General features: G+C 66.1%; 7 protein-coding genes and 1 pseudogene. 2 read left to right on the top strand and 6 right to left on the bottom strand.

What is annotated here, in order from left to right; translation table 11 throughout:
• Window positions 1-29: 29 nt before the first annotated feature.
• The gene (locus tag ACRQ5J_RS04315; RefSeq protein WP_432381298.1) at window positions 30-2486 is read right to left on the bottom strand and encodes a prolyl oligopeptidase family serine peptidase; all 2457 of its coding nucleotides are present in this window, start codon (window positions 2484-2486) and stop codon (window positions 30-32) included.
• Between the two features lie 99 nt (window positions 2487-2585).
• On the opposite strand from ACRQ5J_RS04315, the gene ACRQ5J_RS04310 reads away from it, so the two are divergent.
• On the top strand, window positions 2586-3113 hold the full coding sequence (locus ACRQ5J_RS04310) for a hypothetical protein (protein WP_432381296.1): 528 nt from the start codon (window positions 2586-2588) through the stop codon (window positions 3111-3113).
• Window positions 3114-3211: 98 nt separating this feature from the next.
• Window positions 3212-3448, top strand: coding sequence for a hypothetical protein (locus tag ACRQ5J_RS04305; protein ID WP_432381295.1), 237 nt, complete (start codon window positions 3212-3214; stop codon window positions 3446-3448).
• Here the strand turns inward: ACRQ5J_RS04305 and ACRQ5J_RS04300 are convergent.
• The 5 genes and pseudogenes from ACRQ5J_RS04300 to ACRQ5J_RS04280 form a co-directional block, all read right to left on the bottom strand.
• Entirely contained in the window at window positions 3445-6276 is a 2832-nt protein-coding gene (locus tag ACRQ5J_RS04300) for an ATP-binding protein (RefSeq protein WP_432381293.1), read from the bottom strand. The genes ACRQ5J_RS04305 and ACRQ5J_RS04300 overlap by 4 nt on opposite strands.
• A gap of 3 nt (window positions 6277-6279) precedes the next feature.
• Entirely contained in the window at window positions 6280-7032 is a 753-nt protein-coding gene (locus ACRQ5J_RS04295) for a hypothetical protein (protein ID WP_432383581.1), read from the bottom strand.
• A 3-nt stretch (window positions 7033-7035) separates the two neighbouring features.
• A pseudogene (locus ACRQ5J_RS04290) lies at window positions 7036-8385 on the bottom strand (hypothetical protein); the annotation flags it as partial.
• Between the two features lie 126 nt (window positions 8386-8511).
• The gene (locus ACRQ5J_RS04285) at window positions 8512-9252 is read right to left on the bottom strand and encodes a DUF3108 domain-containing protein (RefSeq protein ID WP_432381291.1); all 741 of its coding nucleotides are present in this window, start codon (window positions 9250-9252) and stop codon (window positions 8512-8514) included.
• Window positions 9249-10460, bottom strand: coding sequence for a DUF3108 domain-containing protein (locus ACRQ5J_RS04280; RefSeq protein WP_432381289.1), 1212 nt, complete (start codon window positions 10458-10460; stop codon window positions 9249-9251). Before ACRQ5J_RS04280 ends, ACRQ5J_RS04285 begins: the two co-directional genes overlap by 4 nt.
• Between the last annotated feature and the right edge of the window lie 88 nt (window positions 10461-10548).

Raw genomic sequence — 10548 nt, 5'->3', positions numbered from 1 at the left:
ATCTCCTGGCAAAGCCCCAGCATCCCATGTTACGCGCTGGCGTGGCGCACGTATTTGTCCAGCCAGGCGTTGGTTTCGTACAGCATGTGCAGGATCGATTCGCGCGCGCGGTAGGCGTGCGATTCGTTGGGCAGCATCACCAGCCGCGCCGTGCCGCCCAGGCCCTTGATGGCCTGGAACATGCGCTCGCTCTGCAACGGGAAGGTGCCGGAGTTGCTGTCCTCGGCGCCGTGGATCAGCAGCATCGCGTCCTTGATCTTGTCGGCGTTATTAAACGGCGACATCGCCTGATACACCGCCGGCGCCTGCCAGTATGGCCGCTCCTCCGATTGAAAACCGAATGGCGTCAGCGTGCGGTTGTAGGCGCCGCTGCGCGCGATGCCGGCGCGGAACAGGCGCGTGTGCGCCAGCAGGTTGCCGGTCATGAAGGCGCCGTACGAGTGGCCGCCGATGGCGATGCGGTGGCGGTCCGCCACGCCGCGCCGCACCACCTCTTCCACCGCCGCTTCGGCCGATGCCACCAGCTGCGGCAGATAAGTGTCGTTGGGCTCCTCGTCGCCGCTGCCGACAATCGGGAACGACGGGTTGTCGAGCACCGCATAGCCCATCGCCAGGAAGGCGGCCGGCCCCCAGTAGCTGACGGCGTTGAAGCGATACGGCGAGCCGGTGGTCTGGCTGGCCGCGCCGGCCGATTTGAATTCCTGCGGATAGGCCCACATCAGCATCGGCAGCGGGCCGTCGCGCGCGGCGTCGTAGCCGGGCGGCAGCATCAGCGTGGCGGTCAGCTCGACGCCGTCCGCGCGCGCGTAGCGGATCTGCTGTTTCACCACGTCCTTCAGCTGCGGCGTCGGATGCGGATAGTGCGTCAGCGCCGTCAGCTGTTCGCCTTCCGGCTTGGTCAGGTCGCGCAGGTAGTAGTTCGGCCGTTCGGCCGGCGCCTCGCGCGTGGTGAGCAGCAGCGTGCCGTCGTCGTTGAGCACCGCAGCCACGTTCTCGAAATACGGCGCGGCGCTCTGGAACAGGCGCTCCTTCTGCTTGGTGGTCAGGCTCAGGCGGTCGATGAACGGCCGCTCGCCTTCCGGCGTGGCGCCGGCGCCGTCCAGCAGCACCGTGGTGCCGGGGCCGATCAGCAAACGCGGGAAGCCGTTGGCGTCGGCGCGCGTCACCGGCGAGCCGGGACTGTTGTAGCGGTCCTCGTAGGAACCGGCGTGGATCAGCTCCGGCGGCGTGGACAAGTGGCCGGGCGCGATCATCCATTGCTTGTAGGCGCGCGTCTTGTGCCAACGCTCGTTGATCAGGGCGACATCGTCGCGGCCCCACGCGATGCCGGCGTAGCGCATCGTCAGCCGCGCCAGTACCAGCGGCGGCTCGCGGAACGGCGCCGCCTGCAGCAGCACCAGATCGCGTACGCCGTCGATGACTTCGCGCGCCGGATCGCCGCCGTCCTGCGTTTCGGCCCACGCCAGGCTGGCCGGCGCGTCGGCGCGCCACGACACATGGCGCACGCCTTCGGACACCGCGTCATTCCCCGGCGGCAGGCCTTCCTCCAGCGGCAGGCTGGCAACCGTGTGCACCACGTCGCCGAACAGGTCGCGCACCTCGATGCGCTCGCCGAAGCTGGACACCGGCACGATGTAGGAATACGGCCGCGTGATGCTCTGCGTGAGGATGTACTGGCCGCCCGGCGCGATCGAGGTGCGCGAGAACTGCCCCGGCGCGCCGACCAGCCGCGCCTTGCCGTGCAGGTCCACAATCGCCATCTGCACGGTGATGTAATACTCGAACAGGCGCGCGTCGTCCTCGTTCTTCAGCAGGTCCTGGTAGGTGCGCAGCTGGCGCACATGGCCGTCGGAGGTCGAATCCTGCTCGATCGGCCCGGAAGGAATGCCGCTGCCCGCCGGCGCCTTGCCGATGCCGGCCGGGCGCCAGTGCACCAGCAGGCCGCTGCTGTCCGGCAGCCAGTTGAAGCCGCGCGTCAGCACCGCCGACAAAGGCTGCGGCGACAGCTTGCGCGCCTTGCGCTCGGCGATGTCGACCACCCACAGCTCGACCGCGCCGCGATCGCCATTCAGCGCCACGTGCGAGAACGCCAGGTAGCGCTGGTCCGGCGACCAGCTCAGGTCCGACAGCCGCAGGCCGCGCGGCAGGCCGCGGATGCGGCTCTCCTTGCGCGTGGCCACGTCGAGGAAGGACAGGTCGGTGCCAAATGAAAAACGGGACGAGGAACAGGTGCGCGGATTGATCCGCAGGCCGGCCAGTTTCAACTCCGGTTGCGCCACTTCGGCGATGCCCGGCAGCGACGGCGTCTGCACCACGGCGATGATGTTACGTTGCGGGCTGAGACTCAGCGCCGGCGCGCGCGCCGCGTCGACAATCGCCTGCAAGGGCGCGGGCGGCAGGCGATAGCCGCCCTCCTGCGCGCCGGCTTGCGGCGAGGCGGCCATCAGGCCCAGGTTCAACGGCAGCACGGATAAAGGTTGGTTCATGGATGTCCTCTCGGTCCAGTTTGCTTATGCTAGCCGTGATTGTCAATCCGTGCCGTACAATCACGGTTTTCAGATTTCGTATTTGGACAGATTATGGAAATGACCACACTCGTATTGCTGTTGCTGGTGCCGCTGGCGGTATGGCGCATCTATTCGCGCCTGAAGGTGGTGCTGGGCAGGACCAGGTCCGAGCTGTGGCGACACTACGCCACGCTGGCCGTGATGGTGGTGATGCTGCTGGCGGTGGCCATCCAGAACCTCGGCAACTGGGTCGCGCTGGCGGCGCTGCTGGCCGGCGCCGTGGTCGGCGGCCTGCTGGGACGACTCAGCATGAAGAAAAGCCGGCTGGAGAACCGCGCCGACGGCTTCTTCTACACCCAGGACCGCAAGCTTGGCCTGCTGGTCATCATGCTGTTCATCAGCCGCCTGATCTACCGCCTGTTCGAGGCCTACCTGCACATGCACAACGGCCTGGCGCTCGATCCGGATTTCCTCGGCCAGCCCATCACCGCATGGCTATTCGGCCTGCTGGGCGGCTTCTATGGCGTCTACGCCACACTGCTGGTGAAATGGCGCAAAACGCAAAAACCGGTGCCGCGCCCGATTGACATTTTCGACATCAAATAAGCGGCAAGTGCTATCTTTGAATCCGCAGCACGTCATTCGAATACGTTCTATGGATTCCGGCCTGCGCCGGAATGACGGTGGACTTCAAAGGTATTGTCATGAGCACTACGCAGCAACTTGCGGTTTACGACTTCTATACCAAAACCATTAAAAGCAATATCGGCCTACGCGGTTTCACCTTGCAACTCAGGGTGGAAAAGGCCGCCAGTCTGGAGGAACTGCGCCAGCTGCGCGATCCCTACGTGGAAGCCGTGCTGAAAGCAAAGGGCCGCGACAAGGCGGCCCTTCTGGCGCGGCAGCTCGATCAGCTGCTGCATCTTCCCGCTGCCGACTAAGCGGCTTTCGCCGCCTCCTTCTGCCGGCGCTGCAGCACGAAAATCGGCTGCGCCCACTGCGTATCCTTCTTCTTTTTGCTCGTGATGAGCGTCAGTTCGGAAGGATCGTAGACGTCCGTATTGTGCGTCAGCGGGGTGGTCATCAGGTACTGCGCGTCGGTGTTCTTCAGGAACTCGCCGACCAGCTGGATGTTGCGGATATCCAGGTGGGCAAACGGTTCGTCGATGAACACGAAGCCGCCGGAACCCTCTTCCGACTTCAGCAAGCCAATCAGCAGCACCAGCGATTTCATCACCTGCTGGCCGCCCGACGCCTCGCCGTCGTTCATGCCGATCACGCCCTTGCCGTCGAACTTGAAGCGCACGTGCAGGCCGGCCTGCGCCAGTTGCACGTCGTCGTTCTCCAGCCGCACCGGGTCGGCGCTCACCTCGATGCCGGCCAGCTGGCCCAGCTCCTTGATGTTGGCGGCGTAGGTCTTGATGGTGTAGCGCAGGCGCTCCATGTAGGCGCCGCGCGCGTTGCCGGTGGCCTCGATGGCGCGGTTGTTCTGGTAGCGGCGCTCCTCGGTTTCCGACTGACGCGAATTGAGCTGGTCGTTGAGGCGCTGGTACTGGTCGATCACGGTCGCATCGAGTTCCCAGTCGCTGCGCGACAGGCTCGCTTCCAGGCTGTGGATACGCAGGTTGACCTGGTGCGCGTTCTGGTGTTCCTTGACCAGCGCGGCGCGGCGCGCCGGACGGCGCCAGGCTTGCGGCAGGTGACGCCAGCTCTTGCGCAGCGCCAGCAGCGCCTTGGCGTGTTCGGCACGCTGTTCCAGCGCGCGCTTGTGGTTCAGGCGCATGCCGGCTTCCGCCTCGGACAGGGCGAAGCGCGCATTCTGCCAGGTGGTGTCGGCGCGGGTGCGCGTGACCACGGCGGTCTTGACCAGGTTCTGCAACTCGCCCAGGCGCGCGCCGACTTCGGTGCGCTCGGCGCGCAGCGGCACGGCGTTGCGCGAGGCTTCGTCGAATTCCTCCGCGCGCGCGGCCAGTTCCTTGGCGGCGTCAACGCCGGCCAGGCGGGTTTTCAGCGAGCTGATTTCGGTCGCCAGCTTGGACACTTGCAGCGTCAGCTGGTCTTCCTGCGCCTCCAGCGCCGGCAGCGAGCGCTGGATCGCCTCCATCCGCTGCGAACGGCCGGCGGAGCCGAAGCGGTAGCGCGAGGCTTCCACGAACAGCGAGCGACCGCCGCGACGTTCGCGGTGATAGGCTTCCGGCGTGATCCACTCTTCGTGGCTGCCCAACTTGGCGCCAACGTCCACGCTATCGACCTTGGTGATGCGCGACAGCTGTTCCACCAGCCAGGCCGGCACCTTGGCCGAGAAGTTCACGACCGACATCAGGGAGTTGTCCTTGATGGTCGGCGCGTGCACCAGGTCCGGCACGATGAAGTGGCGATAGCGCTCCTTCTCCGCCAGGCGGTAGGCGGCGGCGGCGTCGGACGATTTATCCAGCAGCACCACCGAGGCATAGCCCGACAGCACGCCTTCGACGGCGCCCTGCCATTTCGGATCGGTGACTTCAACGATATCCGACAGCATGGCGTGGCCGATGCCGGCGTCGTTCAGCACCTTGCGCATGGCGCGCTGCGCTTCCGGCTCCGGCATCGCGGTCTTGCCCTGCAAGGCGGAGATGGTCGACAGCTCGCCGGCGATCTTGGCGGCGATGGCGTCGCGCGCGGTGCGCTGGCGCGCCAGTTCGATTTCCTTTTCCTGCAAGGTCTTCGCCACTTCGGCCAGGTCCGAGCCGGAGTCCGAGGCCAGCTTTTCCAGGCGCAGCTTCTGTTCCAGCAGGCTTTCCAGCGGCTTCAGTTTGGTGTTGATCTGCGTCAGGCGCGATTGCAGCGCGGTCGATTCCTGCTCCAGCACCGTTTCATGCGCCTGCGCGTCCGACAGCGCCTTGGCCTGCGCGGCCAGCAGCGAGCGCTTGTCGGCCAGTTGCGCGTCGGCCTGCAACAGCGGCTTGCGCGCCTCGCGCAGCTGGCGGCTGATGTTGGCGTGCTTCTCGCGCGCTTCGTGATACTCCAGCGACGGCAGCACTTCCTCTTGCAGGTTGCGGCGCTCCTTGTTCAGGTCTTCCCACTGGTGGTAGTTGGCCACGCGCAGGCGCAGGCCTTCCAGGTTGGTCTTGGAAGATTCGAGTTCCGCCTCGAAGCGTTTCAGCTCCGTCTCGGTGTCGCGCTGGTGGCGCTTGGCTTCGTCGTAGGCGTCCAGCACCTCCTTGTCGCCGAACACCTGGAATACCAGGTCCAGCAACTGGCGCGGCGCGTATTCGCACAGCTTGTCGGTTTCGCCCTGCTCCAGCGCCAGCACTTTGGCCATCGCCGGCGACAGGCCGGCATTGGCCAGGCGCTTGCGATAGTTTTCCACGCCCAGCCACTCGTTGCCGACTTCGCCGATGTCCTCGATCTGCACGTTACCGGGACGCATAAGGTACTGGCGCTTCCAGTCGCCGCCGTTCTTCTGGATCTGGCAGAACAGCGTGACTTCGTCGTCGCTGAAGAAGCCGGAGCTGCGGAACGGACGGTTGGACAGCTGGCGGCCCATCGGCTTGTTGTCCACCACGGCGCGCAGCCAGGCGGTCTGCTGGCCGCTGTGGCGCGCATAGTGCTTGTAGGTGCGGCCCATCGAGCAATCGAGGCCGAACAGCGTGCGCAGCGCGTCCAGCAAGGTGGTCTTGCCGGAGCCGTTCTGGCCGGCGATGGTGATGATCTTGGCGTCCAGCGGGATATTCTTGATGCGTTGCCAGTAATCCCAGTGGACCAGTTCTAGCGATTTAATGTGAAACATGGCTTAGTCCTTGGCTGGAGTGTCGTCGATAGGAGCGGGCGGCGGCGCCTCGAAGGCGGGCAGGATGTCCTCCTCCACCGCGTGGTCGACCGCGATCGGCGGCTCGCTGCGCGGCACGGCGACGATGGTTGGCGGCGAGCGTTTGAAGACGTCGGCCAGCGCGCCGTTGACGATGCGCTCTTTCAGCAGGTCGGTGTCCATCAGCAGGTCGAGCAGCGGGCCTTCGACCACCACGTCGCCGCGGCGCTCGATGAAGCCCAGCTTGGACAGGATGCCGAGGTTCATGTCGAGGCGCGTCTTCTTGCCCAGCTTATCGCCGAAGTCGGCCAGCAGCGCCTTGTAGGCGATGCCGATCGAGGTGTCTTCAGCGCGCGGCAGCGGCTTGTCGGTGCCGAACATGTCGTTCTGGTTGTCCTCCGCGTGCTGGTGGGTTTCCTGGCGTTCGCGCTTGGGCAGGATGATCTGCGCCCACAGCACCACCAGCAGCGCCACGCCGTCGCGCGACAGGCCGAAGTTGTTGTTCTGCCAGACGTCCTTGGCGCCGAAAATCTTCGGCTCGATATTGCGGTGCAGGGCGACCGTCACGTGGTCGGCGTAGACGTTGTCGAGCAGCTTCAGGCCGACCGCCAGCAGGCGGGCGTCGACCTCGGTGCGGAACTGTTCATCGGACAGCACGCGCTTGACCAGTTTGTCGTCGCGGCGCAGCGTCTGGTGCGACAGCAGGCGCGCGATCAGGATTTGTGCATCATCATTCATCGGACTTTTTTCGCCTTCCGGATTCAAAGACAGTGTGAGGGAGGCAAGGGACATCGCCGCGACTTCGAGGTCGGGCAGCTGCACCATTTCATCTTGCGGCGAGAATTTCACCGGCAGGCGCGCCAGTTCGGCGGTGGCGCCTTGCAAGCGCGCCTCGTCGGCGTCGCCCAGCAGCGGCAGCAGCGAGGCGCGGTACGAGGCCACCGCGAAGCTGGCCGGCAGCAGCGATTCGTGCGCCTGGATGGCTTTCGGCGCCTCCTCGGCGACGCTCGGGAAGTTGCCCAGCGCGGCGAAGTCGGACAGGCGCGCCAGCCAGTCGTCGAGCTCCTGCTGCATCGCGGGGCCGTCGCTGACGGTGGTGGGCGCGTCCTCGCCGGACGGCAGGCCATTGGATACGTTGGTGTTTGCGCGGTCTGCCATTAATTCAGTTTCTGCTACGTCTATCATTTCGGCGGGCGTCATGAACAGCGGGACTACCGGCTGGTCGATGGCGTCGGTGGCCAGCGAGGCCAGGTCTTCGTGTTCCAGCAGCCAGCGCTTGATGTCCGTGGTGGACAGGCCGGACTGGCCCAGGTGCACGCGCTGGCGCTCGATCTGGTTCAGCGCGCGCGAGAACATGCCCTGCATGTTCAGCAGCGACGACTGCGCGCGGCCGATGGCCTGCGCCGCCTTGTGGGTGGCGCTGTCGGCGTTTTCGTCGCTGGTGATGGCGCGCAGGATGTCGGAGCCCTTCTCCACCCAGTCGCAGGCCATATGCCACTTGGCCTGCGAGGCGCGCAGGCGGAACTCGGAACCGGAGGCGATGGCGTCCGAGAATTCCTCGGTCAGTTCCACCAGGCGGCCAAGCAGGTGATTCAGCTGGTCGACGGTGACGCCACCCATCACCTGGGCGCCGGCCACCTGCGACAGCAGGAAGCCCATGTCCGAGTTGTCTTCTTCCTTGCCCAGCGCCAGCAGCGCGTCGATCGCCGACAGCACGTTGCGCGCCATCGGCGTGACGCGGTACACGGCCTGCTGCGCGTCCCACGCCAGCAGCTGGTTGGAGCGCAAACGCATCAGCACTGTTTCCAGCGATTCCGGCAGCAGGTAGCCCAGGCGGGTGTTGATGTCGGCGCGGGTGTAGCTGGCGGAGGTGGTGTCGCCGGCCAGCTCGCGCAGCACCAGCAGGCGTACCAGCACGCCGTCGAAGCCGCCGTGGAACAGGGCCGTAAACACCTGTAGCAGCGGCTGCGCGCGCTTCAGGTGGTAGACCTGCTCGATCTCGTCGGCGGAAATGTGCGGCTGGAAGTGGGCCTGCAGGCTATCGGGTTCCTGCTGGTCCTGGGTGGCTTCACTAGTTATAGGTTCGATCATTCTTTGCCATTCTGTGGTCCCCGCTATTGTATTTTTACAAACAATTCTGGTTATCGCGGGGGCGTCAGTATAGCAGTACCCGCGCCGTCATTCCCGCGAAGGCGGGAATGACGGCGCGGGTGGCGCTTACTTTTTCACGACCTTGTCCAGCACCTGGTCGACAAAGTCGCCGTCCGGATCGTTGAAGCGCACCCGCACCGGGTACCAGTCCATCGATGGCGCCAGCCACAGGTCGACCTGCTGGCCGGGCGACTTGGCCGGCGGCTCCTTCACCAGGTGCACCGCGCTGACCTCACCGCCGCCGATCTGGATCGTCTCGACCTTGGCGACCTTGAAGCTCCACACCTCGGCGTCGCGGCGGCCGGCCACGAACAGATTCCATTCGCTGCCCGGCTTGAACTTGTCCGGCGTGGCGCGCGCCATCGCGGCCAGCTGCCACTGTGCGCTCAGGCGATCCTGCTCGCCCCCCAGGATCGGATAGGTGGTGTCGCTCTCGGTAAATGCAATGGTCTTGGCGTCGCGCTTGAAGCTGGTGGTGTACGGCTCCTTGCGGATGCGCTTCTCGTGGAAGGTCACCGGCGCCAGGCCGTAATCGTCGATCACGCCGTCGCTGTGGTTCTCCACCACCTTGCCGAAGATGGCGGCGCGGCTCTCGGCGGCGAGCGAATACTTGCCGTCGCCGGCGCGCCACTGCACCGTGGCCACGCCGTTGAGCGACAGGCCGCTCTGCTTGACCTTGAGGATGTAGCTCAGGTCCGCCGACGGCGGCGGGTTGGTCGCGTACTTGGCGCTCGGGTGGTCGGTGTCGGCGGCGTGGGCCGCGCAGGCCAGCAGCAATGCGGCGCTCAGGGTTGCAATGTTTTTCATTTGTCAGTCATCTTAATGTCGGAGACGGTCTGCGTGGTCAGCGCACCGCTCGCCTCCGTGTTACGTATCTGCACCGGGTACCAGTTCAGCCCCGGCGCCAGCCAGATATCCAGCCGCGACGAGTAGCTGCCGGGCTTGGGCGGGCGCGTCAGGTGCCAGGTTACCAGCTTGCCCATTTTGCTGTCGATCTCCTCTTCGCCGACCAGCTGGAAGCGGAACATGGTCGCCTCCTTGTCCTCGCCGACCTGGATGTCGACATCGGCGCCCAGCTGGTTGACGTCGGCGCGGCCGATGCCGCCCAGCTGGAACGGCACCGTGGCCTTGTCCTGCGCGCCGGCCAGCAGCGGGTAGCTGCGCTCGGTCGCCGAGAAAGTGATGGTGCCGGCGTCGCGATTGAAGTGGGTCGCGGTTTCGGCGCGGCGGCTGCGCTTTTCCGTCGCCTTGACCGGCGCGATGCCGGCGTCGTCGATCGTGCCTTCGCTGCGCAGCACCAACAGGTTGAGGCGCGTGACCAGCAGGCTGACGCCCGCCTCCACCGAAGCCTGATAGCTGCTGCCGTCAGTATGCCACGTCATCGTCGCGGCCCCCGTCCATTTGGTGCCGTCGGCGTCCACCCGGTCCACCGTCATGTCGAAAACGGCCGATGGCGGCAGCTTGACCTTGTAGCGGCGGCCGCCCTGGCGCTGGCCGGCGTCCGCCGCCGCCGCCGGCGTTGCGCCCGGCGCCACCTCGGGCGGCGACGTGCCGGTCTGCGCCTGCGCGGCGCCGCCTTGCGGAGCGGCGCCCGCCGCGCCGGCCGCCGCATCGGCGCCATGGTCCTTGCCGTCGGCCGCCACCGCGACATCGGACAGATCGGCCGCTGCCGCCAGCGCGTCGGCGCCGGACGCCGTCTCGCCGCCCGCCATCGGCGCCGGCGTAATCGGCGTCACGCCCGGCGCCGCCGCCGGCCGGGGCTTCGGCCTGGCCGGTGGCTTGCGCGGCGCCTCCGCCAGCGGCTTGATCTCCTGCACCGGCGCGCTCTCCACCCGCTTGGGCAGCGACAGCTTGAGCTGCGCCGTCATCAGCGACGGTTTCAGTTCCGCATCCCGATGCGTCTGCGCGCCCAGGCGCCCGCCCACCCAATCGATGGCGGCATAATGCAGCGCCAGCGTGGCCGCGCACAATACCCACACGCGGCGGTGTCGGGAAAAGAAGGAAGCAATCGTCATGGGCGCTAGTTTAAACGGGATCGGCAATCTCGGCTTCGGCGCAATGGAAATGTTGTCAAAACCTTTTGAATGCCAAACAAATATCTGC

It is taken from the genome of Duganella sp. P38 (assembly GCF_050859475.1).
In the GTDB taxonomy this organism is placed as follows: domain Bacteria; phylum Pseudomonadota; class Gammaproteobacteria; order Burkholderiales; family Burkholderiaceae_D; genus Rugamonas.
Note: the sequence above shows the minus strand (reverse complement) of the source record. Positions and strands in the feature narration are given on the sequence as shown.

Bases quoted from the DNA above. Each gene is read 5' to 3' on its own strand.
- ACRQ5J_RS04315 (WP_432381298.1), bottom strand. From the start codon at position 2,486: ATGAACCAACCTTTATCCGTGCTGCCGTTGAACCTGGGCCTGATGGCC.
- ACRQ5J_RS04310 (WP_432381296.1), top strand. From the start codon at position 2,586: ATGACCACACTCGTATTGCTGTTGCTGGTGCCGCTGGCGGTATGGCGC.
- ACRQ5J_RS04285 (WP_432381291.1), bottom strand. From the start codon at position 9,252: ATGAAAAACATTGCAACCCTGAGCGCCGCATTGCTGCTGGCCTGCGCG.
- ACRQ5J_RS04305 (WP_432381295.1), top strand. From the start codon at position 3,212: ATGAGCACTACGCAGCAACTTGCGGTTTACGACTTCTATACCAAAACC.
- ACRQ5J_RS04300 (WP_432381293.1), bottom strand. From the start codon at position 6,276: ATGTTTCACATTAAATCGCTAGAACTGGTCCACTGGGATTACTGGCAA.
- ACRQ5J_RS04280 (WP_432381289.1), bottom strand. From the start codon at position 10,460: ATGACGATTGCTTCCTTCTTTTCCCGACACCGCCGCGTGTGGGTATTG.
- ACRQ5J_RS04295 (WP_432383581.1), bottom strand. From the start codon at position 7,032: ATGAATGATGATGCACAAATCCTGATCGCGCGCCTGCTGTCGCACCAG.